The sequence below is a fragment of the Rhizobium sp. CC-YZS058 genome, from assembly GCF_034720595.1.
Taxonomy (GTDB): domain Bacteria; phylum Pseudomonadota; class Alphaproteobacteria; order Rhizobiales; family Rhizobiaceae; genus Ferranicluibacter.
Genome location: NZ_JAYESJ010000001.1, coordinates 4,093,952 through 4,118,417, shown reverse-complemented (window position 1 = coordinate 4,118,417; position 24,466 = coordinate 4,093,952). Strand labels below are relative to the sequence as shown.

At 63.1% G+C, this 24,466-nt stretch carries 24 protein-coding genes; 9 read left to right on the top strand and 15 right to left on the bottom strand.

Annotated features, from left to right (window positions below):
• The first annotated feature begins 4 nt into the window (after positions 1-4).
• From U8330_RS19560 to U8330_RS19550, 3 genes are all read left to right on the top strand, one after another.
• Positions 5-445: an RNA-binding S4 domain-containing protein gene (locus tag U8330_RS19560; protein ID WP_323106925.1), complete on the top strand. Its 441-nt coding sequence runs from the start codon at positions 5-7 to the stop codon at positions 443-445.
• 280 nt (positions 446-725) lie between these two features.
• On the top strand, positions 726-1,064 hold the full coding sequence (fdxA, locus tag U8330_RS19555; RefSeq protein ID WP_323106924.1) for a ferredoxin FdxA: 339 nt from the start codon (positions 726-728) through the stop codon (positions 1,062-1,064).
• A gap of 418 nt (positions 1,065-1,482) precedes the next feature.
• A complete protein-coding gene (locus tag U8330_RS19550; protein ID WP_323106923.1) occupies positions 1,483-2,052 on the top strand; it encodes a CarD family transcriptional regulator in 570 nt (189 codons plus the stop codon).
• A gap of 175 nt (positions 2,053-2,227) precedes the next feature.
• On the opposite strand, the gene typA is transcribed toward U8330_RS19550, so the two are convergent.
• Positions 2,228-4,054 (bottom strand): translational GTPase TypA, encoded by a 1,827-nt coding sequence (typA, locus tag U8330_RS19545; protein WP_323106922.1) that lies wholly within the window; start codon positions 4,052-4,054, stop codon positions 2,228-2,230.
• 171 nt (positions 4,055-4,225) lie between these two features.
• Positions 4,226-6,316 carry a M3 family metallopeptidase gene (locus U8330_RS19540; protein WP_323106921.1) on the bottom strand — a complete coding sequence of 697 codons (2,091 nt, stop codon included), beginning with the start codon at positions 6,314-6,316 and terminating at the stop codon, positions 4,226-4,228.
• Positions 6,317-6,546: 230 nt separating this feature from the next.
• Between U8330_RS19540 and U8330_RS19535 the strand changes: the two genes are divergently transcribed.
• Positions 6,547-7,749, top strand: a complete 1,203-nt coding sequence (locus tag U8330_RS19535) for a multidrug effflux MFS transporter (RefSeq protein ID WP_323106920.1) — start codon at positions 6,547-6,549, stop codon at positions 7,747-7,749.
• A gap of 66 nt (positions 7,750-7,815) precedes the next feature.
• Here the strand turns inward: U8330_RS19535 and U8330_RS19530 are convergent, their stop codons facing one another.
• Positions 7,816-9,039, bottom strand: a complete 1,224-nt coding sequence (locus U8330_RS19530) for an argininosuccinate synthase (protein WP_323106919.1) — start codon at positions 9,037-9,039, stop codon at positions 7,816-7,818.
• A gap of 130 nt (positions 9,040-9,169) precedes the next feature.
• Positions 9,170-9,832: a TenA family protein gene (locus tag U8330_RS19525; protein ID WP_323106918.1), complete on the bottom strand. Its 663-nt coding sequence runs from the start codon at positions 9,830-9,832 to the stop codon at positions 9,170-9,172.
• 137 nt (positions 9,833-9,969) lie between these two features.
• Between U8330_RS19525 and U8330_RS19520 the strand changes: the two genes are divergently transcribed.
• Positions 9,970-10,614: a LysE family translocator gene (locus U8330_RS19520; RefSeq protein WP_323106916.1), complete on the top strand. Its 645-nt coding sequence runs from the start codon at positions 9,970-9,972 to the stop codon at positions 10,612-10,614.
• 122 nt (positions 10,615-10,736) lie between these two features.
• On the opposite strand, the gene U8330_RS19515 is transcribed toward U8330_RS19520, so the two are convergent.
• From U8330_RS19515 to U8330_RS19505, 3 genes are all read right to left on the bottom strand, one after another.
• Complete coding sequence (locus tag U8330_RS19515; protein ID WP_323106915.1) at positions 10,737-10,958, bottom strand: amino acid transporter; 222 nt, start codon at positions 10,956-10,958, stop codon at positions 10,737-10,739.
• Positions 10,959-10,960: 2 nt separating this feature from the next.
• A complete protein-coding gene (gene rlmN / locus U8330_RS19510) occupies positions 10,961-12,133 on the bottom strand; it encodes a 23S rRNA (adenine(2503)-C(2))-methyltransferase RlmN (protein ID WP_323107376.1) in 1,173 nt (390 codons plus the stop codon).
• A 294-nt stretch (positions 12,134-12,427) separates the two neighbouring features.
• Positions 12,428-12,949: an invasion associated locus B family protein gene (locus U8330_RS19505; protein ID WP_323107375.1), complete on the bottom strand. Its 522-nt coding sequence runs from the start codon at positions 12,947-12,949 to the stop codon at positions 12,428-12,430.
• Between the two features lie 382 nt (positions 12,950-13,331).
• On the opposite strand from U8330_RS19505, the gene U8330_RS19500 reads away from it, so the two are divergent.
• Positions 13,332-13,901 (top strand): sigma-70 family RNA polymerase sigma factor, encoded by a 570-nt coding sequence (locus tag U8330_RS19500; protein WP_323107374.1) that lies wholly within the window; start codon positions 13,332-13,334, stop codon positions 13,899-13,901.
• Here the strand turns inward: U8330_RS19500 and U8330_RS19495 are convergent.
• Entirely contained in the window at positions 13,898-14,449 is a 552-nt protein-coding gene (locus tag U8330_RS19495) for an RNA pyrophosphohydrolase (RefSeq protein WP_323106914.1), read from the bottom strand. The two genes, U8330_RS19500 and U8330_RS19495, sit on opposite strands and share 4 nt — an antisense overlap.
• 28 nt (positions 14,450-14,477) lie before the next feature.
• Positions 14,478-15,689 carry a divergent polysaccharide deacetylase family protein gene (locus U8330_RS19490; RefSeq protein WP_323106913.1) on the bottom strand — a complete coding sequence of 404 codons (1,212 nt, stop codon included), beginning with the start codon at positions 15,687-15,689 and terminating at the stop codon, positions 14,478-14,480.
• A 197-nt stretch (positions 15,690-15,886) separates the two neighbouring features.
• Here U8330_RS19490 and U8330_RS19485 point away from each other — a divergent pair, with 197 nt between their 5' ends.
• Positions 15,887-16,333: a metallopeptidase family protein gene (locus U8330_RS19485; protein WP_323106912.1), complete on the top strand. Its 447-nt coding sequence runs from the start codon at positions 15,887-15,889 to the stop codon at positions 16,331-16,333.
• On the opposite strand, the gene U8330_RS19480 is transcribed toward U8330_RS19485, so the two are convergent.
• The 6 genes from U8330_RS19480 to U8330_RS19455 all read right to left on the bottom strand — a co-directional run bounded on the left by U8330_RS19480 (position 16,334) and on the right by U8330_RS19455 (position 21,612).
• Entirely contained in the window at positions 16,334-16,540 is a 207-nt protein-coding gene (locus U8330_RS19480) for a DUF1737 domain-containing protein (RefSeq protein WP_323106911.1), read from the bottom strand. It abuts the gene before it with no gap.
• Complete coding sequence (locus U8330_RS19475; RefSeq protein WP_323106910.1) at positions 16,537-17,448, bottom strand: CoA ester lyase; 912 nt, start codon at positions 17,446-17,448, stop codon at positions 16,537-16,539. Before U8330_RS19475 ends, U8330_RS19480 begins: the two co-directional genes overlap by 4 nt.
• A gap of 64 nt (positions 17,449-17,512) precedes the next feature.
• Complete coding sequence (locus U8330_RS19470; protein WP_416236943.1) at positions 17,513-19,129, bottom strand: DHA2 family efflux MFS transporter permease subunit; 1,617 nt, start codon at positions 19,127-19,129, stop codon at positions 17,513-17,515.
• Positions 19,126-20,352, bottom strand: coding sequence for an HlyD family secretion protein (locus U8330_RS19465; RefSeq protein WP_323106909.1), 1,227 nt, complete (start codon positions 20,350-20,352; stop codon positions 19,126-19,128). The genes U8330_RS19470 and U8330_RS19465 overlap by 4 nt, the downstream gene beginning before the upstream one ends.
• A gap of 133 nt (positions 20,353-20,485) precedes the next feature.
• Entirely contained in the window at positions 20,486-20,995 is a 510-nt protein-coding gene (locus tag U8330_RS19460; protein ID WP_323106908.1) for a pyridoxamine 5'-phosphate oxidase family protein, read from the bottom strand.
• A gap of 53 nt (positions 20,996-21,048) precedes the next feature.
• A complete protein-coding gene (locus tag U8330_RS19455; RefSeq protein ID WP_323106907.1) occupies positions 21,049-21,612 on the bottom strand; it encodes a type 1 glutamine amidotransferase domain-containing protein in 564 nt (187 codons plus the stop codon).
• Positions 21,613-21,748: 136 nt separating this feature from the next.
• Between U8330_RS19455 and U8330_RS19450 the strand changes: the two genes are divergently transcribed.
• Both U8330_RS19450 and U8330_RS19445 read left to right on the top strand, forming a co-directional pair.
• On the top strand, positions 21,749-22,981 hold the full coding sequence (locus tag U8330_RS19450) for a putative DNA modification/repair radical SAM protein (RefSeq protein ID WP_323106906.1): 1,233 nt from the start codon (positions 21,749-21,751) through the stop codon (positions 22,979-22,981).
• Positions 22,981-24,459, top strand: a complete 1,479-nt coding sequence (locus tag U8330_RS19445; protein WP_323106905.1) for a UdgX family uracil-DNA binding protein — start codon at positions 22,981-22,983, stop codon at positions 24,457-24,459. The genes U8330_RS19450 and U8330_RS19445 overlap by 1 nt, the downstream gene beginning before the upstream one ends.
• The last annotated feature ends 7 nt before the right edge of the window (positions 24,460-24,466 follow it).

Genomic DNA, 24,466 nt, shown 5'->3' with positions numbered 1-24,466 from the left:
GCGCATGGCCGAGACCACGCTCCCTCCAGGCACGGCCGAGCGCCAGCGCCTCGACAAGTGGCTCTTCTTCACGCGGCTTCTGAAATCCCGCTCGCTTGCTCAAAAGGCGATCGAATCCGGCAAGGTCTTCGTCAACGAGACCCGGATCGTCCAGCCGGCGCACGCCGTGCGGGCAGGCGACCGGGTTCTGCTGTCGCTCGATCGGCGCGACCTGATCGTGCGCGTCATCGCTGCTGGAACGCGGCGCGGGCCCTATGAAGAGGCACGGCTGCTCTACGAGGACCTGACGCCGCCGCCGGATCCACACGCGCGGCTCACGGCCTTCGAGCAGGCGACGCGGGAGCCCGGCAGCGGGCGGCCCACCAAGCGGGAACGGCGCGAAATCGACCGCCTGCAAAGCGGCGTCGGCTTCGACGATGGAACCGAGCACGACGCCGAGGATTGATGCGTCGGGATGGCACCTGGCGCATGCGCGAAGTGCCTTGCCAAGCGCCGGCAAAGCCTTTACCTCACGGCCGTTGGGACGAAACCTCGCTTTCGACCATCCGCCGTTCGGGCCCTTCAACGATCGCTGAAGACGCCCATTGCCTGCACTGGACACGCACGGCCAAGGGACCTCCGAACAGGAGGAATCGCGGCCGCAGGGTCGGAGAGATCTTCGGCCCGACCGATGTTTTCGACCGCGTCGCGCTTTTTGTAAAGCCGACCGACTGGAGTGGATTCGCATGACCTATGTCGTCACCGACAATTGCATTCGCTGCAAATACACCGATTGCGTCGAGGTGTGCCCGGTCGACTGTTTCTACGAAGGCGAAAACTTCCTGGTCATTCATCCGGATGAATGCATCGACTGCGGCGTCTGCGAGCCGGAATGCCCGGCGGGCGCGATCAAGCCCGATACCGAGCCGGGGCTCGATATGTGGCTGAAGGTGAATGCAGAGTTTGCCACCCAATGGCCGAACATCACCGTCAAGCGGGAAGAACTGCCCGAGGCGAAGGAGATGGACGGGGTCGAAGGCAAGTACGAGAAGTACTTCTCCCCGAAGCCGGGTTCTGGCAACTAGGCGCATTGATGCGGGTGGGGCTGCCCCCGCCGCTCGGGCGCCTCCGACAGCACGCCGCCGGCCGCTCGTGTGGCCCGCCTGGAGACACTCCGCCCAGTTTCGGGACGGGGAAGCTTGCGCGTGGCTGAAGCAAATGTTTGATTTCGGCAGTTAATTGTGGTAGGGTCGCAACACTGATCCACCTCGCGGCACGTGAAGACCCCCGTGTCCCCGAATCCACCACGAAAGCACTCTTCCCACCGTCGCGGCTCACCCTCCTCCTCAAGAGGCGTTCCCGTTGGGGCACGGCTGTCGGAAGTCTCTGTTTTTCATGGCTGGTTCAGTAGGTATTGACCCATGGGCCTATCGTCCAGTCCCCGGGCCTGACTGACCCGACCCCGGCACCACCCCGGGAGCGTAACAGGGAGTTTTTGAATTTATGACGACCCAGCAGAAGAAGTCTTCCACGCGCCACGGTTTTAAGACCGGTGAATCGATTGTCTATCCCGCTCATGGTGTCGGCCAGATCGTCGCCATCGAGGAGCAGGTTGTTGCCGGCATGTCGCTCGAACTGTTTGTCATCGATTTCGACAAGGACAAGATGCGCCTGAAGGTGCCGGTCGCCAAGGCCGTGAGCATTGGCATGCGCAAGCTTTCCGAGACTGATTTTGTCGAACGTGCTTTGAAGGTCGTCCAGGGCAAGGCCCGTGTGAAGCGGACCATGTGGTCGCGCCGCGCCCAGGAGTATGACGCCAAGATCAATTCGGGCGATCTGATTGCCATCGCCGAAGTCGTTCGGGACCTGTATCGCGCTGAAAACCAGCCGGAACAGTCCTATTCCGAGCGTCAGCTCTATGAAGCGGCTCTCGATCGCATGGCCCGCGAAATCGCAGCCGTGAACAAGATGTCCGGCACCGAAGCCGTTCGGCTGGTCGAGGTCAATCTTGCCAAGGGCCCGAAGCGCGGCAAGACGGTCGACGAAGACGAGTCTCAGGAAGAAGCCGCCTGAGGTCATCAGCCAAGGCGGTCCTCGCCGTCCGGCCATCAAAACCCTCGACGATCGAACGATCGTCGAGGGTTTTTCTTTGGCTGCCTGAACGGCGACCGACCGTGCCGCCGGCACGAAAAAGCCCCGCTGCGGCGCGTCCGCAGCGAGGCTTTCAATAGGGCGACCGTAAAACCGATCAGGCGGCGCCGGCGGTGCGGGCCTTTTCGAACCGCTTGCGCTCATTCGGATCGAGATACATCTTGCGCAGGCGGATAGACTTCGGCGTCACTTCCATCAACTCGTCGTCCTGGATCCAGGACAGGGCCCGGTCGAGGGTCATGCGGATCGGCGGGGTGAGCTTGACCGCTTCATCCTTGCCGGCGGCGCGGATGTTGGTGAGCTGCTTGCCCTTCAGAACGTTGACCTCAAGGTCGTTGTCACGCGAGTGGATGCCGATGATCATGCCGGCATAGACCTTTTCGCCCGGCTCGATGATCATCGGGCCGCGGTCTTCGAGGTTGAACATGGCATAGGCGACCGCTTCGCCGGAGCCGTTCGACAGCAGAACGCCATTCACGCGCCCGGCGATCTGGCCCTTGAAGGGCTGGTAGTCATGGAACAGGCGGTTCATGATTGCCGTGCCGCGCGTATCCGTCAGAAGCTCCGACTGGTAGCCGATGAGGCCGCGCGTGGGCGCGAAGAACTTCAGCCGCACGCGGTTGCCGCCGGAGGGGCGCAGTTCGGCAAGTTCGGCCTTGCGCTCGGACATCTTCTGCACGACGACACCCGAATGCTCCTCATCGACGTCGATGACGACTTCTTCGATCGGCTCAAGCAGCGTGCCGTTGTCATCCTTGTGCATGACGACGCGCGGACGCGAAACGGCGAGCTCGAAGCCTTCGCGGCGCATGGTTTCGATCAGCACGGCGAGCTGCAATTCGCCACGGCCGGAGACGAAGAACGAATCCTTGCCTTCCGCCTCTTCGATCTTCAGCGCCACATTGCCTTCCGCTTCCTTCATCAGGCGGTCGCGGATGACGCGGCTCGTGACCTTGTCGCCTTCGGTGCCAGCCAGCGGGCTGTCATTGACGATGAAGGACATGGTGACGGTCGGCGGGTCGATCGGCTGTGCCTTCATGGCCTCGTTGACGGACGGGTCGCAGAAGGTGTCGGCGACGGTGCCCTTGGACAGGCCGGCAATGGCAACGATGTCGCCGGCGCTGGCTTCTTCGATCGGCTGACGCTCGATGCCGCGGAAGGCGAGGATCTTGGAGATTCGGCCGGTTTCGATGGTCTTGCCATCCTGACCGAGAACCTTGACCGCCTGGTTCGGCTTGATCGAGCCGGAGGCGATGCGGCCGGTGATGATGCGGCCGAGGAAGGGGTTGGCTTCAAGAATGGTGCCGATCATGCGGAACGGGCCTTCCTCGACGGTCGGAGCCGGCACATGTTCGAGCACGAGGTCGAGAAGCGGCGCGAGACCCTGATCCTTCGGACCTTCCGGATTGACGTTCATCCAGCCATCGCGGCCGGAGCCGTAAAGGATCGGGAAGTCGAGCTGCTCGTCGGTCGCATCCAGCGCGGCGAAGAGATCGAAGACTTCGTTGATGACTTCCTCATGGCGACCATCCGGCCGGTCGATCTTGTTGATTGCCACGATCGGACGCAGGCCGACCTTCAGAGCCTTGGAGACCACGAACTTGGTCTGCGGCATCGGGCCTTCGGAGGAGTCGACCAGCACGATCGCGCCATCCACCATCGAAAGGATACGCTCCACCTCGCCACCGAAGTCGGCGTGGCCGGGGGTGTCGACGATGTTGATCCGCGTGTCCTTCCATTCGACCGACGTCGCCTTGGCGAGGATGGTGATGCCGCGTTCCTTTTCCAGATCGTTGGAATCCATGACGCGTTCGGCCACGCGCTGGTTCTCGCGGAACGAGCCGGACTGCTTCAGAAGCTCGTCGACCAGCGTCGTCTTCCCATGGTCAACGTGTGCGATGATCGCGATATTGCGCAAATTCATGTGATGGTTCCGGAAATTGGGCAGCGCCGGCCTCTCGCCGCACCGCATGGTCATTGCCGCGGCTCATACATGGTTTTTTGCGTGTGCGAAAGGGGGCCGCCGCGCAAGGCAGCCTCCCGTTCTCGGACCATCGGCGTGCAGACTGCCGATCGGGCAGCTTTGAAGCGAACCTTAGGCGTCGCTGCCGGCAAGCTCCTCTGCCACTGCGAGCCCCTTCTTCCGCAGCATCGCGTCGGGGCTCGGCAGTTTTCCGCGGAAGGCGCGGTAGGCGTCCTCCGGGTCGAGCGACCCGCCGACGGAGTAGATATGGTCTTTCAGCCGCTTGGCCGTCTCCGGATCGAAGGGATTTCCGGTTTCCATGAAGGCGGCAAACGCATCCGCATCGAGCACCTCCGACCACATGTAGGAGTAGTAGCCGGCCGAATAGCCGTCACCGGAGAAGACATGGAGGAAGTGCGGTGACCGGTGGCGCATGATGATCGACTGCGGCATGCCGATCCGCTCGAGCACCTGCGCCTCGAAGGCCATGGGATCATCGACGCGGTCGGCCGTGTGATAGGCCATGTCGACCAGCGCCGAGGAGGTAAACTCGACCGTGTTGAAGCCGGCGTCGAAGGTGCGGGCCGCCAGCACCTTGTCGAGCAGGGCCTGAGGCATGGGCTCGCCGGTCGCTTCATGCACCGCATAGCGCTTGAGGATGTCCGGGACGGTCAGCCAATGTTCGTAGAGCTGCGACGGTAGCTCGACGAAGTCGCGCGAGACGCCGGTGCCGGAGACGGACGGGTAGGTCACATCGGACAGCATGCCATGCAAGGCATGGCCGAATTCGTGAAACAGCGTCCGGGCATCGTCGAGCGAAAGCAGAGCCGGCTTTCCTTCGGCCGGCTTCGCAAAGTTGCAGACATTGTAGATGATCGGCAGCTCGCCCTTCGCGCCGTTCTTCAGCGTCAGGCGATGCTGGGACTGGAAGGCGCTCATCCACGCGCCGGATCGCTTGGAGGGCCGCGCGAAATAATCACCGAGGAACAGTGCGACGAGCGTGCCATCGGCGTCGCGGATCTCATAGGTCCGCACCTCCGGATGATAGGCCTTCACGCCCTTCTTCTCCGTGGCCGTGATGCCGAAAAGGCGATGCGCGACATCAAAGCAGGCATCGATGATCTTTTCAAGCTGCAGATAGGGTTTGAGCTCGCCTTCCGAGAAATCGAAACGCTCGGCCCGCACCTTCTCGGCATAATAGCGCCAGTCCCACGGCATGACGGGGTGATTGCCGCCCTCGCGCACGATCAGCGCAGCCAGATCCGCTTCCTCGCGCCGGGCCTGCTCAACCGCCTTGTGCCAGACGGCTTCCAGCAGGGCATTCACCGCGTCCGGCGTCTTTGCCATGGTGTTGTCGAGCTTCAGAGCTGCGAAATTCTCGTAGCCGAGCAGGCGTGCCTTCTCGGCCCGCAAGGCCAGTGTTTCCGTAATCACCGCGCGGTTGTCGGTCTCGCCTCCGTTTTCGCCGCGGGCGGCCCAGGCCTTGAACGCTGTTTCGCGCAGGCCACGGTCATCGCTGAAGGTCAGGAACGGCTCGACGATCGAGCGGGAAAGGGTGACGGCGTATCGCCCCTCCGCCCCGCGCTCCCGTGCGGCTTCCGCCATCGCATCCGTGAGAAAGGCGGGCAGGCCGGCAAGATCCTTGCCTTCGTCGAGCAGCAGCGACCAGGATTTCTCGTCCGCCAGCACGTTCTGGCCGAACGTGGCGCCGAGTGCTGCCAGCCGTTCGTTCACGGCAGCCAGGCGCTCCTGCTCCGGCTTTGCGAGCTTGGCGCCGGACTTGACGAAGCCCTTCCAATGGCGCTCCAAAACGCGCGACTGTTCAAGCGTCAGCCCCAATGCCTCACGGGCCGACCACAGGGTGTCGATCCGCGCAAAAAGCACCGGATGCGTTCCGATCTTCGAATAGTGTCGGGACATTTTCGGCGCGATGTCGCGCTCGAGCGCCTGGATGACATGATTGGTATGCGCACCGGCCCGGTTCCAGAACAGGGCGGAGACGCGGCTCAAGCGATCCCCGGCGATCTCCAGCGCTTCCACGGTGTTCTCGAACGTCGGCGGCTCGGGATCGGCGGCGATTGCCTCGATCTCCGCTTCGTGCTCGGCGAGCGCGGCTTCGAAGGCAGGCGCGAAATCGGCATCGCGGACCGACTCGAACTGCGGCAGGCCATCCGGCCCCGTCCATTCGGTGAGCGCGGGATTGAGAGACTGGAGATCCGACATGCCATGATCCTTTTCCGTGAGCAGCGGCCCGGGCTGGCGAGATGGGAGATGCGCCGACGCACGCGCAAGACGCTGGTGTGGTCGAAGAGGTGGGACCGCGAAGGTGCCGAAATTTTGGCGAGGAGACAAGCACTATCGACGCCCTTGTCCGCCTGCCGGCGCGATGCTAGGCGTCCTGCAGACCTCGTGTCGGTCGCGGCACACAGATCGCCGACGATGGGGACCAGGCCATGGCTGAGCGGATGAGCGAAAGGCGGACCGCGCTGCTGGGCGCCCTGCTGGCGACCATAGGGCCGATCTCCATGTCGATCTACACACCAGCCATGCCGGAGCTGGTAGCGGCCTTTCGCACCACCGAGGGCATGATCAAGCTCACGCTCTCGCTCTATTTCGCCGGCTTTTCGGTTGCCCAGCTGCTCTCCGGTCCGCTTTCCGATGCCATCGGCCGGCGCCGTGCCGTGCTTGCCTTCATCGGTATCAACGCCGTCGGAGGCGTCATCTGCAGCCTTTCCCCCTCGGTCGAATGGCTGCTTGCCGGCCGGCTCGTCCAAGGGATCGGAGCCTCGGTCGGTATTACGGTGGCGCGCGCCATGGTGCGCGATCAGTTCACCGGCGAGGCCGCCAGCCGCATCATGAACCTGATCGGCATCATGCTCGCGGTCGGCCCGGCGCTGGCGCCGACCCTTGGCGGGCTGGCCCTGGCCGCCTTCGGCTGGCAGGCGATCTTCCTGATGCTCATCGGCTTTTCCTCGCTGATCATCCTCTCCGTCACCCTGCTGATGCGGGAAACGACGGAGCCGGACCCGATGCGGGCGGCGCCGAGGCGCATCCTCAACGCCTATCGCATGCTTCTCGTCGACCGGCGCTTTCTTTCGGCAGCCGGGGTCCTCGCCGGAGCCGTCGGCTCGCTTTATGCCCAGTCAACCATGCTGCCCTTCATTCTCATCGACAGGGTCGGGCTCTCGCCGCTTGCCTTCGCGGTCGGAATGCTCATGCAGTCGGGGTTCTATTTTCTGGGATCGGTGATGCTGCGGGTCGCGTCCCCGCGGCTGGGCGGCCTGCCCGCCGTCCGGATCGGGCTTCTCTGCCTTATCGGCGGCGGATCTCTGATCGCTCTTTTCAGCGCTCTGCTGACGCCCAGCTATGCGAGCGTCATGGGGCCGATCGCTCTGACAAGCTTCGGCATTGCCTTTCTCACGCCGCATATGACGACGGCGGCCCTTCAGGGCGTCCCGCATGTGGCGGGTGCAGCCTCTGCGCTGATCGGCTTTTTACAGCTTGGGACCGGCTTTGCCGGCGGCCTGTTCGCGGCTTTGGTCGGCGAGCCTCTGACCGCCTTCGGCCTGATCGTACCGGCCTTCTGTCTTGCCGCGACCCTGTCTTTCCTCATCTTCCGGCAGGTGACGCCGGAGGCCATGCGCCATGGCGCATGAAAAAGCCCGTCTGCCGGCTTCATGCCGAGGCAGACGGGCTCTTTCAAGTCTAGAGTCCGTCCTTGGTCAGCGGCCGCGGTTGCGGGCGGCAAGGGTGCGAAGGCGCAGCGCGTTCAGCTTGATGAAGCCGGCGGCATCCTTCTGGTCGTAGGCACCCTGGTCGTCTTCGAAGGTGACCAGCTTGTCGGAATAGAGCGAGCTCGCGCTTTCGCGACCAATGACCATGACATTGCCCTTGTAGAGCTTCAGCGTCACTTCGCCTTCCACATGCTCCTGGCTCTTGTCGATCAGCGCCTGCAGCATTTCGCGCTCGGGCGAGAACCAGAAACCGTAATAGATGAGCTCCGCATAGCGCGGCATCAGCTCGTCCTTCAAATGCGCAGCCCCGCGATCGAGCGTGATCGATTCGATCGCCCGATGGGCAGCCAGCAGGATGGTGCCGCCGGGGGTCTCGTAGACGCCGCGCGACTTCATCCCGACGAAGCGGTTTTCGACCAGATCGAGGCGACCGATGCCGTTGTCGCGGCCGAGTGCGTTGAGCGCGGTGAGGATCGAAGCCGGGCTCATCTCCTTGCCGTCGATCGACACGGCATCGCCCTTGCGGAAGCCGATCTTGACCACGGTCGCCTGATCGGGCGCTTCTTCAGGCGAAATCGTGCGCATATAGACGTAGTTCGGCGCCTCCTGAGCCGGATCCTCCAGCACCTTGCCTTCCGAGGAGGAGTGCAGGAGGTTGGCGTCGACGGAGAAGGGCGCCTCCCCCTTCTTGTCCTTGGCAACCGGGATCTGGTGCTGCTCGGCGAAGGCCAGCAGATCGGTTCGGCTCTTGAAGCTCCAGTCGCGCCAGGGCGCGATGATCTTGATATCGGGATTCAGCGCATAGGCGGACAGCTCGAAGCGGACCTGGTCGTTGCCCTTGCCGGTGGCGCCATGGGCAATCGCGTCGGCTCCGGTCTCGCGGGCGATCTCGATCAAATGCTTGGAAATCAGCGGGCGGGCGATCGACGTGCCGAGCAGGTAGACACCTTCATAGACGGCATTGGCGCGGAACATCGGGAAGACGAAGTCCTTGACGAACTCCTCACGCACATCGCGAATATAGATATCCTTGATGCCGAGCATCTCGGCCTTCTTGCGTGCCGGCTCAAGCTCCTCGCCCTGGCCGAGATCGGCCGTAAAGGTGACCACCTCGGCGTTCAGTTCGGTCTGAAGCCATTTGAGGATGATCGAGGTGTCGAGACCGCCCGAATAGGCGAGCACGACCTTCTTCACGTCTTTGGGGAGTGCCATGATGATCCGTTCCGTCTGACTGCGCGGCCTTGCGGCATTCGCCACCCTCGGCCGTCTCCTTGAAAATCGCGGCATTCTGTAAAGAGTTTTGCCGGCCGTGCAAGCACCGGCGCGCCATCTGCGGGCGTGCTCAGGCGAGATCGAGACCCATCTGCCAGAAATCCGCCTCCAGCCGCGTCGCATCGCGGAAGAGGCTTGAAATCGCGGAAAAGCGGGATGGATCAAGGGGCGCGAGCCGCGCGTCCAGCCAGGCAATCTCGGCGGCGACCAGAGCCTGGTAATCGGCGCCGGCATACATGGCGATCCAGTCGCCATAGGGATTGCCGTCCGTCCGCGTCGTCCGATCGGCGGCGATCCGCCGGGCGATCTCGCCATAGCCGACGATGCAGGGCGCAAGCGCCACATGCAGGTCGAGAAGGTCGCCGCGCATGCCGGCATCCAGCACGAAGCGGGTATAAGCCAGCGTCGCCCGCGATTCCGGCATGGCATCGAGCGTCTCGGGGGCGATGCCCCATTGCCGGCAATAGGCGATGTGCAGCCCCATCTCCACCTCGACGATCGCCTTCAGGCTTTCGAGCCCTTGGCGGATTTCGTCGAGATCGCGGCTCTTGTAGACGGCGAGCCCCCAGGCGCGGGCGAACTGGATCAGAAAGAGGTAATCCTGTTCGAGATAGTGCCGGAAACAGGCCGGAGGCAAAGCAGCCGTAGCCAGCTGATGGACGAACGCGTGCTCGGTATAAGCACGCCATTCCGCCTGGTGGTCCCGGATCAATTGCGCGAAGGTCTGGGCCATGGGACGTGCTCCGAACTGGAAGAGGCCGGCAGACCTGCATCGCGCGCCAAGCCCTGTCAAGCACGGCCGGAATGCCCTCTGGCGGAGCGAAACGCCTATGTTATAGAGAACGAACACTCTCCGCGCGGATCGCTGCCATGGACTTCGTCCCTTCGCTCGCCACCCTGGTCACCTTCACCGGCATGACGCTGCTGCTCGCCATCACGCCGGGTCCGGACATGACGCTCTCGATCAGCCGTGCGCTGAGCCAGGGGCGTGGCGCAGCCATGTTCGTCGTTCTCGGCACGAGCATGGGCTGCGTCATCCATACCTTGCTGGTCGCCTTCGGCGTCTCGGCGCTGATCACCGCCTCGCCGACCGCCTTCATGATCTTGAAGACCGGAGGGGCGGCCTATCTGCTCTGGCTGGCCGTGCAGGCCATTCGCTTCGGCTCGACACTGAACGTCAAACGCAGCGAGACCCCGAAAGGCGGTACGCCGGTTGCCAATATCTTTGCCGGCCTTTCGGTCAATCTGCTCAATCCGAAGATCATCATCTTCTTCATGACCTTCCTGCCGCAATTCGTCACCGCGGACGATCCGGCGGTCACGCAGAAACTGATTTTCCTCGGCATTTTCTTCATCGTCGCGGCCATGCCGGTCAATGTCGCGATCATCCTGACGGCCGACAGGCTCGCCGCGTGGCTGCAGCACCAGAAGCGCGTGATGCGCGCCATAGACTACACCTTCGCCGGTGTCTTCTCGGTCTTCGCGGTCAAGATCGTGATGACGCAGACGCGGTGAGGGATCTTACGCCTTTGTGTTTGTCGCCCGACGGCGATCCTTGCGGGTGATGAAAAGCATGAATGCTGCAATCGCCAAGCCGCCGGCTGGCATGATCAGCATTGCCAGGAACTGTTCTGTACTCATGTGTGCAATCCCTTGAGCAGAAACCGTCCTGCCAAATGTATGCCCGCAGAAACCAGAATGCAAATGACCGACAAGGCGATGACCGGACGACCGGGCCCGGAGCCGCTGTTGAACCAGCCGACCAAAGGTGCGAAGCCTCCAACGGCGAAGATGGCAACAGCAATGCCATTGAGATAGGCCGCCGTCAGCTTCGTTCGCTCGTTGTGGATCAGGCTCATCGTCAGTCGTCGGATCCGTGATTGGCGATCATCATGGCCTCGAAGGCCATGCGATCGACCTTGCGCATGCGTTCGGATTCCGACTTCAGCTGCCCGCAGGCCGCCAGGATGTCGCGCCCGCGCGGGGTGCGGATCGGCGAGGCATAGCCGGCGGCATTGATGAAGTCGGCAAACTTCTCGATCTGCTCCCAGGAGGAACACTGGTAATTGGTGCCCGGCCAGGGGTTGAAGGGGATCAGGTTGATCTTGGCCGGCACGCCTTTGAGGAGCTTCACCAGCTCCTTGGCATCCTCGAGACTGTCGTTGACGCCTTCCAGCATGACATATTCGAAGGTGATGCGTCGGGCATTGGAGAGACCGGGATAGGCGCGGCAGGCCTCCATCAGCGCCTTCAGCGGATATTTCTTGTTGATCGGCACCAGCATGTCGCGCAGGTCGTCGCGCACGGCATGGAGCGAGATCGCCAGCATGACGCCGATTTCCTCACCAGTACGGTAGATCTCCGGCACGATGCCGGAGGTCGACAGCGTGACCCTGCGCTTCGACAGCGACAGGCCGTCGCCATCGGTGGCAATCAGCAAGGCCGTCTTTACATTCTCGAAATTATAGAGCGGCTCGCCCATGCCCATCATGACGATGTTGGAAACCTTGCGCCCTTCCGCCGGTACGATCGCGCCGGCCGGCGTGTCGCGCTCGGGAAAATCCCCGAGCCGGTCGCGCGCCAGAAGAAGCTGGGCGAGGATTTCCTCGGCCGTCAGGTTGCGCACTAGCTTCTGCGTGCCGGTGTGACAGAAGGAACAGGTCAGCGTGCAGCCGACCTGGCTGGAGATGCAGAGCGTGCCCCGCCCTTCTTCCGGGATATAAACCGTCTCGATTTCCACCGGGCGCCCGGCCCCGCGGGCCGGAAAGCGCAGGAGCCATTTGCGCGTGCCGTCGGTGGAGATCTGCTCCTCGACGATTTCCGGCCGAGCGATGGTGAAATGCCGCTTCAGCGTTTCACGCATGTCCTTCGAGACATTGGTCATGTGGTCGAAATCGGACACGCCGCGCACATAGAGCCAGTGCCAGAGCTGGCTGACGCGCATCTTGACCTGCCGCTCGGCCACGCCGACCTCCAGAAGCGCGCGGCCCATTTCCTCGCGCGTGAGACCGATCAGCGAGGGCATCTCGCGCATGGGGCTAAGCGGGCGGGCGGCGGCGGGGCGTTCAAGCGGAAGCGTGGCGGTCATCATGGCGGCCTTGTCGAAGCGATCAGCGGGCCCGGCACTCCATCACCTGCAAGCAGCGGGATGGAACGGGCGATGCGGAAGGAACTGGAAACGGCGGCGCGGCGATCCAATCACGCGGCGCCTGACTTTGGCGGAGCCTCTAGCACGGAACGGACGAAAGGTCACCCCTGGTCACGCCGGCGCGAAAAACGGCAAAGGCCGGCGCATGCGCCGGCCCAAGTCCATCGCGGCAGAGAGAGCCTATTTGCAGGTCTCGATCTGCTTCAGCGCGGCAGAAATGCCGGAAAGCGAATAGGCGTAGTTGGTCTGGGTACCCTTGCGCGAGCGGGCCTGCACCGACATGGTCTTGCCGGACTTCATGGCCGTCACCAGCGCCGGCTCTTCCGCGGCATTTTCCACCCAGGCGGAATTGCCCTTGGTGAAGAGCGTGAAGCTCTTGGCGTCGATCGTCACCGTGACCTTGGAATTCTCCTGCAGGGCATAGCCCATCATGGCCTGCGGCTCATAGCTGATGTTCTGCCCCGGCCGCTGGGAGACGAGGAAGAAGATGTCGCCGTGATCGACATTGGCGGGGCTCTTTTCCTTCGGCACCGAAAGAACATAGCAAACCTTGGCACCACTCGCCGTATAGGAATAGGCGCCCCAGGCGTTGAACTGCTGGATACGCGTCGGAGACTGGGCCGACGCGACGCCTGCCCCGGCGAGGAGCCCCGCGCTGAGGGTGAGAAGAGCGATCGCGGTGGGGAGCTTGCTTGCGTACATCGTATCCTGCCGGTTGTCTTTCTGCATGGGCCCCGACGGTCCGGGGCCGCGCGCGCTGATCATTCTGACTTTATTCAGGTTATCAAACCGTCAACGAATGCGGTCTTGGCGGCTGCAACCGCAATAGTACGGAACGGGATGCCGCGCAAATCCTGCTTTCTCGCACGCGGCTTCGCAGCAACGCACCTTCTGATGAGAGCCTGTCATGAATAAGTTCGGGACGAACGGTCAGCCTGTTCGCAGCGTCATTCGTCGCGAACCGTGCCGATCGATCGCGCCCACACCATCACAAAGAATCAGGCAACAGTTTGACCTTTGACAAAAGCGCTGTACCTGATGTGTCATGGCCCAAGTGATCGGGGTGGAGGCTTTCAAGACAGGTATGGATTCGGACGCGAGACAGCATTTCGCACGCCTGGCGGATGCCGTCGCCACCCGTCGCGATCAGGCAGCCTTTGCAGAACTCTTCGATTTTTTCGCGCCGCGGCTGAAATCCTTTCTGATGCGGCAGAAACTATCGGCCGGAGAGGCGGAGGAGATCGTCCAGGAGGTCATGATCGTTCTTTGGCACAAGGCCGATCTTTACGATCCCGCGCGCTCGTCCCTTTCGACCTGGCTGTTCCGCGTGGCGCGTAACAGGCGGATCGACCGCGCACGCCGCGCCGCCAACCGCAAGCTCGACGAGAAGGATCCGCTGCTGCAGCCAAGCGCCCCTCCGGCGCCGGACGAAATGGTGGAGCATGGCGACCGGGAGGAGATCGTCCGTGCTGCGCTGGCCAAGCTTCCGGGTGATCAAGTCAAGTTGATCCAGATGGCCTTCTTCTTCGGCCAGTCCCATTCGGAAATCGCCAGCGCGACCGGCCTGCCGCTCGGAACGGTGAAGTCACGGATCCGCCTTGCCTTCGGAAAGCTTCGCATCCTCTTGCGTGAAGACGGGATCGAGAGCGTCTAGTCCGCGCCCTGGGCGGGACCGGCGAGATGCGCGAAGGCCCTGACCACCTCGTCATAGACCTTGCGCTTGAAGGACACGACGAGAGCGGGAAGCTCGGCCATGTCGCGCCAGGCCCAGTCGCTGAATTCCGCCGAATGGCCACCCGGCGGCGGGTCGATGGCAATTTCGCTGTCCTCGCCTTCGAAGCGGAAAGCGAACCAGCGCTGGGCCTGACCGCGAAACTTTCCCTTGAGCCCGATGCCGATCAGATGGTCCGGCAGGTCGTAGTGGATCCAGTCTGGCGCTTCGGCGAGAAGCGAGACGGTGCGCATGCCGGTTTCCTCGTAGAGTTCGCGCCGCGCAGCCTCAAGGGGATCTTCCCCCTCGTCGATGCCGCCTTGGGGCATCTGCCAGAGCTGCGCCGATCCGTCATATTCCGAATTGCCCTCGGCGATCCGCTGTCCCGACCAGACAAGGCCGTCGCGGTTCAACACCATGATGCCGACACAGGGCCGGTATGGCAGATCCTCCGCGCGCAAGGTCACCAACGTCTTCTTGCCCTTCGCCATGGTCTGTCTCCTGCTTCCTGTGTGCGGCTCAGCGGCCTGCCTCTTGCTTTGGATCGTCAACCAGCGCCGAAACGCCGACAAATTCGATGCCCCGCCCCTCGGCTTCCTTCATCCACTGGCCGATCGCCGCCACGCTCTCATCAAAGGCAGAGGCTGTGCCGATGGCTGTTCCCTTCTGGCGCGCGATCTTCTCCAGTTCATCGAGCTTGCGCAGGATGGCCATGCGATCGAGCTGGGTGTCGACCGTCATGTCGGCGAACCCGTGTGGAAGATCGAGCGCCTTGCCGATCGTCCCGCTCAGCGATTGCGCCGATGTGCCATCATCCAGAAACAGAAGGCCCCGGCGGCTGATATCGCGCAGGATCGGCTCCAGCGCATCGGCATCGGAGAGAAAGCGGCCGCCGAGGAAATTCATGATGCCGGTGTAATTGGTCAACCGCGCCATGGACGCATGCAGGGAATCCAGATTGGCCCGCGCACTCATCGAGGTCAGCAGCGTGTTCGGCCCGGGATCGTTGGTCGGATAGTCGAACGGTTCGAGCGGGACCTGCAGCAGGATCTCGTGCCCTTCGCGGCGGGCCTCCTGCATCCACCGCTCCAGGCTGTTGCCGGAGGCGGCGAAGGCAAGCGTGACATCGGCAGGCAGGGTGCGAATGGCATTCTGCGTGCCGCTCTGGCTCAATCCCAAGCCGCCGACGACAAGTGCGATGCGCGTTCCCCGCGCGCCGGACCAGGGACGGGCATAGTGATCCATCGGCCGCAATCCATCGGGGCCGACGATGGGCAATCGCCCATCGGGCGTCTCCTCAAGCAGGCTTTCGTTCGGAAAGGCGGCCATGCGCGGGTCTTGCCCTCGTCCCGGCTGAACCTCGATGATGGCCGGGCCTTCGCCATCGCGCGGCTTCGGCGCATAGGTGGTGACGCGGCTGCCGTCGTCGAGCGTCGTTTCGCGCACATTGGCGCCGGCCTGGCCGCCACTGACCATCCTGCCAGCCTGGCCGGCCTGATCAGGGGCAGACGGCTTGCGCGCCGGGGAGGCCGTCTCTGCCGATTGCGATGCCGTTTCGACGGGGCTCACGGTCTGAAGACCGCTTGGGGAAAGAATTACGAAACCCGAAATGCCGGCAAGCGCCACGAGCCCAAGCGCAAGCATCAGCCGTCCGGCGCCGATGCGCGGCTTCCTTATCTTAGAGCCGGGTTTTCGATCCTGACCGAGCGGTGCGTTGAGATCCGTGCCCAAGGCTCATCCTGACCTAGATGTGGGGTGCAGCGCAGACCGGCCGCCGGACCGAAGACCGCGATTCGCGTGCTGCAACTTCGCTCCTACCACAAACGTTATCGCCTGCCACGTCGGCGCCGGGCCTGGGACAGACCGCCTCGGGAAATTCACTCGAAACCGCCGGCAAAATCATTATATAGGGCTGCAAAGGAGTGCCCATGGCCCGAGTTGACCAAAGCGACGACTGGCGGGAACGCCATGCGCCGACCATCAGCACCTTCGAATCCCTGACGCTGGAGGCCTATGGCCATCTGCCGGAGGAGTTTCGCGCGCTGGCGAGCGATCTCATCATCGAGATCGAGGATTTTCCGACCGACGACGTGTTCGAGGACATGGCGCTCGAAACACCGTTCGACCTGCTCGGCCTCTTCGAAGGGCGCGGCATCGGCGAGCGCTTCAGCATGGAAAGCGGCACGCTGCCGAACCGCATCATTCTCTACCGCCGGCCAATCCTTGACTACTGGGCGGAGAATGACGAGACGCTGGGCGACATCATCACCCATGTTCTCATCCACGAGATCGGCCACCACTTCGGCCTTTCGGACGACGATATGGAGCGGATCGAGGCCAGCGTGGAGCATGTCGGCGACGGATCGCCGACCTGATCACTGCTCGGAGAGCTTCATTTCTGGATCGTAATCCTTGCCTTCGACCTCTTTGACGACCGCTTGGCCGCACTGCATGATCTGCAGATCGGCATTGTAGGCGTAGCTCGGCGATCCCTGCAGCGACCACCCCTTGTTCAAGGCAGCAGTCACCTTGTGGCAGAAGCTCGCATCGTCAGGACCGGTGAGAAAGCGATAGAGTTTCATCGATTTGCCCTTTCCAGGTTGTGGATGGCCTCAGCCTTTGCCCGAAGGGCCAAGGCCTGGTCAAGGTGAAGGCGCTCGATCATCCGCCCCCCCATGCGCAGCACCGCTTTCCCGTCCGCTGCCGGATCGGCGAAAGCATCGATGATCGCCTGCGCTTCTGCCAGAGCCCCAGCATCCGGCGCAAAGGCCGTGTTGGCTGCCGCGATCTGATTGGGATGGATCAGCATCTTGCCTTCGAAACCCATATCGCGCCCTTGCCGGCACTCTGAAGAAAAGCCGTCCGCGTCCTCAAAGGCGTTGAAGACGGCGTCGATGACATCGAGCCCGGCCGCACGGCCGGAAAGCAGCACCTGCATCAGCCAGGCGTCCACATAAGGGCGTCCGGGAAGCGGGCGTGTGCCGGTTGCCTTGCGCAGGTCGTTCAGGCCGACGACCAGGCAATCGAGCCGTCCGCCGGCGGTGCGTCCAGCCTCCGCAATGGCGGCACTGTTGATCAGTCCCTTCGGCGTTTCGATCATTGCCCAGAGCCGCACCCTCTCCGCCTCGTCGAGCTCGGCCAGCAGATCGGCGGCATTTTCGATGTCTCGAGGGCTTTCGACCTTGGGCAGCAGGATCGCATCCGGCGAGAGTGGTGCGAGCGCGGTCAGGTCCGCCTGGCCAAGCGCTTCGGAGAGGGGATTGATGCGGACGATGCGCTCGATCCCGCGCGGCGCCGGCGCAGACAGGATGTCGCGCACGGCAGCTCGCGCCGCCTCCTTGGCATCCGGCGCCACGGCATCCTCGAGATCATAGATGACGGCATCGCAGGCAAGCTCCGCCACCTTTGCACAGGCGCGCTGATTGTCGGCAGGAACGCAGAGAACGGAGCGGCGCGGACGGGCGGGATGATGGGAGACAGGAAGAGCCATCACGCTGTTCTGCCCGTCTTTTCACTATCCGGCAACGGCGCTTGGGCAAAAGTCCTGTCTCTCTTCAATGCGCTGGTCCCGAGCCTTTGTGATTGAGATCGATCTTGCGCAGGATCAGCGCCAGCGGCACGACGGCGAGCGAGATCAAGGCCAGCGTATGGAAGACGTCGATATAGGCGAGGTAGCTCGACTGCTGTGCCACCTGCTGGCCGATGGCGCCGATCGCCTGCTGGGCGGCATCGCCGGCATTGACCCCACGGCTGATGAAGTAGTCCGTCCATGTCTGGAGCGCCTGCTGATAGCCGGGCTCCGAGGGCACGATATGTTCGACCAGACGGCTGTGGTGCCACTGCTCGCGGTGGGCGAGAACATTCGAGGCGATGCAGACGCCGATCGAGCCGCCCGTATTGCGCGCTGCATTGATTAAAGCAGAGGCCTGGTCGGTCTGATCGGGTCGCAGACCGTCATAAGACGCACTGGTGATGGGAATGAAGATCAGCGGCAGGCCCAGTCCGAGGATCATGCGCGACCAGGCGAAGAAGCCGAAGTTCAGGTCCGCGTAAAGCCGCGTCATGTCCCACATGGCGAGCGCGATGATGCTGCAGCCTATGGCAATCAGATATTTCGGCTGGATCAGGCCGGACAGCCGCCCCACGATGAACATCATCGTCATGGTCACGATACCGCCGGGGGAAAGCGCCAGGCCCGCCCAGGTGGCCGTGTAGCCGAAATTCTCCTGCAGCACCTGCGGCACGAACTGGGTTGTGGCGATCAGGATCGCGCCGGTTGCCATCATCACCAGAAAGCAGGCACCGAACTGACGGCTGGCCAGCAGGCGAACGTCGATCACCGGGTTGGCGCGCGTGAGCAGCCAGGGGATGGCGGAGAAGAAGGCCAGCAGGCAAATGGCGGTGGCGACGATGATGAAGGACGATCCGAACCAATCCTCCGTCTGGCCACGATCGAGCACCAGTTCCAGCGCACCGAGGAAGACGGCGACCAGAAGAAAACCGATCAGATCGAAGCGAACGCCCTTCCGCTTCATATCCGCCCGCTCCTTGCGCAGGCTGTCCGGCTCCTGAACGAGGAAGTAGACGAGCAGGAACGCGGCAACGCCGACCGGCCCGTTGATCAGGAAGCACCAGTGCCAGGAAAAATTGTCGGAGAGCCAGCCGCCGAGGGTGGGCCCGACAACGGGCGCCACCACCACCGCGACACCGAACAGCGCGAAAGCCTGGCCCCGCTTGGCGGGCGGGAAGGAATCCGCAAGGATGGACTGGGAAATCGGCACCATGCCGCCGCCTGCAAAGCCCTGTACCATGCGGAAGAACAACAGCGATTCCAGGTTCCAGGCCAGGCCGCAGAGGATGGACGACACGGTGAAGGTGGCAAGGCAAGCCAGATAGAACCGTCGCCGCCCATACCGCTTGGCAATGAAGCTGCTTGCGACCAGCACGATGGCGTTGGAGACGAGGTAGGTGGTGACGACCCAGGAGGCTTCGTCGGCGCTGACAGCCAGCCCGCCTGAGATGTAGCGCAAGGCCACATTGGCGATCGTGGTGTCGAGAACTTCCATGAAGGTGGCAATCGAGACGACCATGGCGATCAGCCAGGGATTGACGGCCCCTGCCTTGGCGCCCGCCTCTTGCCCGCCGGCGGATGCGACGGCGGCCACGCTCAGGTCCTCGGGCGCACGGTCACGGTGGGCACGACCGACATGCCGGGGCCGACGGGCAAGTCCTTCGGCCAGCTGTCCACGATGATCTTGACCGGAACGCGCTGGGTGACTTTGACATAATTGCCTGTGGCGTTTTCAGCCGGCAGCAGCGAGAAGGCCGTTCCCGATCCAGGCTGCACGGACTCGACCTTCCCCTTCAACGGCATGTCGGGATAGGCGTCGATGGTCACATCGACCGGTTGGCCGGGGCGCATGTCGGTCAGCTGCGTTTCCTTGAAATTGGCGGTTACCCAGATCTCGTCGGGGACGAACATTGCAACGCTTTGCCCGGCAGCAACATATTGCCCTTTGGCACCGGACAGCCGCACGACGCGGCCCGGTTGCTGGGCGCTGATCGTCGTATAGGCAAGGCTCTGCTCGGCCGATTCGACCGTCGCTTCCGCCTGATGGAGTGTCGCGACCGCGCTCGCACGTTGAGCCTCGGCCACGGCGCGGTTCTTCATGGCCGACACCACGCTTGCCTGGGCCTGCGACAGGGTCGCCTGCGCTTGACGCAAAGAGCTCGTCGCCTGTTGCGCGGATTGGACGGTGCCGGCGCCGCTGCGGGCCAGATCCTGCTGGCGGCTGGCTTCTTCCTGGGCAAACTGAAGGGCCGCCTGTGCGGAGGCCTGCTGGGCGCGGCTCTCGGCAATGGCGGCGCTGCTCGCCGCAACCTGTGCTTCTGCGCTGCTGATCGCCGCCTTGGCGGATTCGACCTCGCCTTTCGCCTGATCGAGCGAAATCTGGTAATCGCGCGGGTCGATGACGGCGATCACGTCGCCTGCATTGAGGTGGGCGTTGTCGCTCACGCGGACATCGGCAACATAGCCGGAGACTTTGCTGGCCACCGCAAAGCTGCGCGCGTCGATAAAGGCGTCGTCGGTCGTTTCATAGGGATGGAAATAGACGAGCCAGACAAAATAGCCGATCACGCAGAGGGCGACCAGCACCAGAAGGCCGGCGATGAATGCGATCGGATGGCGCTTGATGATCGATGGCTTCTTCTCGGCTTTCGCGTCCTCACCCTCGGACGGGGCGTCACGTGTGTCGTCCGCGGCCGATGCTCCGTTCTCATCGGACTTGAGGCTCGTATCGAAGTGGGGGGACGCGCTCTGTTCGGGCGGCTGGCCTTCGGCGCCGACATCCTGGGCGGCACGGAGGCGCGAGGGACTCTGGTCAGCAGCCATGCGACGCTTTCCTCTAGGTTCGAGACTGCCGGGGATCGGGCTTCCCTCTAACGCATCAGTCCGTGCATTGTTCCGCATACACGAAAGCCCGGTCGTTTCCGACCGGGCTCAAGGTTTGCGCGTCGAGAGGTTGTCAGGCCTGCTGCGGGAGCTTCAGCTCCGTAAACACGCCGACGTCCGGCTCCTGATTGGTCAGGTTGGCCTTCGCCATCTCCCAACCGAACCGCAGCGTGCTGCCGGTGGACGCCCAGATCGCGGCATCGTCCACCTTGAGCTGCAGCATGGTCAAGAGCGGATCGTCCTTTCCGCCCTCGTACCAGGCGGCAACCATCGGCGACCAGAACTTCTCGATATGGTCCCTGGACTTCACCTCATCGATCGCCCCGGAGAGGCAGGCATGATAGTCATGATCCTTGCTGATCACGCAGAAATGGGCGCGACTGCCGGCACGCACGGTCTCGACGAGGGTGCTGTCGCTCTTGGTATAGAACCAGACCGAATTGCTCTCTTTCTCGACATAGGGTGCCATCGGCTGCATGTGATGGTCGGAGCCCTGGACGCCCAGCATTCCGGCATGCACATGCTCCATCACATCCCACAACTGCTGGAGCGGATCGGATTTGGTCTTCGACAGATCGGCCATAAGGCGGTCCTTCTCAACAAGGATTCACGTGAAACATCAAAGGGCTGGTACACTCACGCCGCGCGGCGGTCGTGGCGGCCTTCCTCGACCTCTTCGACGATCTTGGCCACAAAAGCCTGCAGATCATCCGGATTGCGCGAGGTGATGATCCCCTTGTCGGTGACCACCGCTTCGTCACGCCAGTCGCCGCCGGCGTTCTTCACGTCGGTCTTGATCGACGAGTAGGAGGTCACCTTGCGACCACGCACGGCATCCGCTTCGACCAGAAGCCAGGGCGCATGGCAAATGGCCGCCACCACCTTGCCGGAATTGATGAACTCCTTGACGATGCGCATGGCGTCCTCTTCGACGCGCAGCTTATCGGGGTTGATCTGGCCGCCGGGCAGGACGAGCGCATCAAAATCGTCGAGCTTGACATCCTTGGCATCGAGATCGACCGAGACGCTGTCGCCCCAATCCTTCTCGTCCCAGCTCTTGATGCTGTCCTTGCCGCCGACGGAAGCAATCTTGACGGTCGCGCCGTGCTTCTTGAGCTCATCGAGGGGGACACGCAGTTCCGAACGCTCGTAACCGTCCGTGGCGAGAATGAGAATCTTCGACTGTTGAATGGAAGGCATGGAAAAGCTCCTGCTGTCAGCATGGGGTGAAAGAATGATTTCACGGGTTCGCTGACTGAACGGATAGCCTGCCAAAACGTTCCGCCAAGGTTACCGGACATTGACCAAGGCACCTTTGGAACATATATAGAACACCATGAAGAAAACGCTGAAGGAACGGCTGGCGATCCTTTCGGATGCTGCCAAATATGATGCATCCTGCGCGTCCAGCGGCACGAGCAAACGCCATTCCGGACAAAGCGGCGGCCTGGGCTCCACCGAGGGCTCCGGCATCTGCCATGCCTATGCGCCGGACGGGCGCTGTATCTCGCTTCTGAAGATTCTCCTGACCAACTTCTGCATCTATGATTGCGCCTATTGCATCAACCGCTCTTCCAGCAATGTGGAGCGGGCCCGCTTCTCGGTGGAAGAGGTCATCTGGCTGACGCTGGAGTTCTATCGGCGCAATTATATCGAGGGGCTTTTCCTCTCCTCCGGCATCATCCGCTCGCCCGATCACACGATGGAAGAGATGGTGCGTGTGGCGCGCGAGCTGCGCACCGTCCATAATTTCCGCGGCTATATTCATCTCAAGACCATTCCAGAAGCCTCCGCGCAGCTCGTGGAAGAGGCAGGGCTCTATGCCGATCGCCTGTCGATCAACATCGAGATGCCGACCGATGCGGGCCTTGGGCAGTATGCGCCGGAAAAGCGCCCGGCCGGCATTCGTCGCGCCATGGGCGATCTCCGGCTGAAGATCGAGGCGGCCTCCGAGCCGACGCTGCAGTCGAAGATCAAGCGCCGCTTCGTGCCGGCCGGCCAAAGCACGCAGATGATCGTTGGAGCCGACCAGGCGAGCGACCAGACCATCCTCGGCACCAGTGCCCGCCTCTACGGCAGCTATGACCTGCGCCGCGTCTATTACTCCGCCTTCAGCCCAATCCCTGACGCCTCCCGCGTTCTGCCGCTCGTCAAGCCGCCGCTGATGCGCGAGCATCGGCTCTACCAAGCCGATTGGCTTTATCGCTTCTACGGCTTCGGCATCGACGAAATCACCAAGGACAGGCCGGACGGCATGCTGGATCTCGATCTCGATCCAAAGCTTGCCTGGGCACTGGCCAATCGCGACCGCTTCCCCGTCGACATCAACCGGGCGGAGAAGGAGATGCTTTTGCGCGTGCCGGGCTTCGGCACCAAGGTGGTCAAGGCCATTCTCTCGGCGCGACGGTTCAAGAGCCTGAGGCTCGAGGATCTCGGTCGGCTGAAGGTCTCGCTGAAGAAGGTGCGGCCGTTCATCGTTGCCGAAGGCTGGTCGCCGCTTCGGCTCGTCGATCGCTCGGATCTACGCAGCCTGTTCGAGCCGAAGCCGGAACAGCTGGTTCTGCTCTGATGCGCCGCGTCACGCTGAAGGGTCAGGGCGATTTCGGCGAATGGCGGGATGCGGCGCGGACGCTGCTCCTCGCCGGCTGCCCTCCGGAGGCGGTGGATTGGCACGTTAGCTCGGGCCCGATCGACCTGTTCGGCGGCGATCAGGGCGCGGACGATGCTCCCACATTGCCAACAGCCTCGCCCGCCTCTCCAGTCACCGTACCGAAAGCCTTTTTGCCGCTTGCCGAGGCGGCGGTCTGCCACTCCGACCCCTCGCGCTTCGCCCTGCTCTATCGCATTCTCTTCCGGCTGCAGGCCGACCGGAATCTTCTGGCGATCCGCTCGGACGCGGATGTGGTTCGGCTGATCGCGCTCGAAAAATCCGTACGCCGCGACAGCCACAAGATGAAGGCCTTCGTGCGCTTCAAGGAGGTCGAGGCCGGCGGGGCCGTGAACGGTCGCCGCCGCTTCATCGCCTGGTTCGAGCCCGATCACTTCATCGTCGCGCGCACGGCGCCCTTCTTCCAGCGTCGCTTCACCGACATGGACTGGATCATCGCTACGCCCAAGGGCTCGGCCGCCTGGGACGGCGCGCAGCTGGTGCTCTCGGCCGAACCGGCTGAAAACCCGAAGCTGTCCGACGAGGCGGACGATCTATGGCGCACCTATTTCCGCAACATTTTCAACCCTGCGCGGTTGAAGGTGAAAGCGATGCAGGCCGAGATGCCCAAGAAATATTGGAAGAACCTCCCCGAAGCCGACCTCATCCCCGGTCTTGTCGCCGGGGCGGAGGCCTCCGTTGCCGAGATGGCCAAGCGCGCGCCGACCGAGCCGCCGGCCTTCCACGCCAAGGTTCGTGCTGCCGCGATGCCGGCGGACGAGCCGCAGGCGGCACCCGGTACGCTGGAGGCGGCCCGCCAGGAGGCGCGCCACTGCGAACGCTGTCCGCTCTACTGCAAGGCGACCCAGACCGTGTTCGGCGAGGGTCCGGAGACGAGCGGGCTGATGATCGTCGGCGAGCAGCCGGGCGACCAAGAGGATCTGGCCGGCCGCCCCTTCGTCGGCCCCGCGGGCAAGATGTTCGATACGATCGCGGCGGAAGCGGGTCTCGACCGCAGCCAGGCCTATGTGACCAATGCCGTCAAGCACTTCAAATATGAGCCGCGCGGCAAGCGCCGCATCCACCAGAAGCCGAACATGGGCGAGATCCGCGCCTGCCGCTGGTGGCTGAAGCTGGAGCTCGATTTCGTCAAACCGGAGCTGGTGGTCGCCATGGGCGCCACGGCGCTGACCTCGATCATGAACCATGCCGAAAAGCTGGGCGATTACCGCAGCCGCAGCGTGACGCTCGAGGACGGACGCACGCTCTACACCACCGTTCACCCGTCCTACCTGCTGCGTATCCCCGATGAGGGCCGAAAGCGCGAGGAGATCGATCGGTTTCGCGAAGATCTCGGTGCCGTCGCGGCGCTGCACAGGCAGCGCGCGACGGCAGGGTGAGCGATGG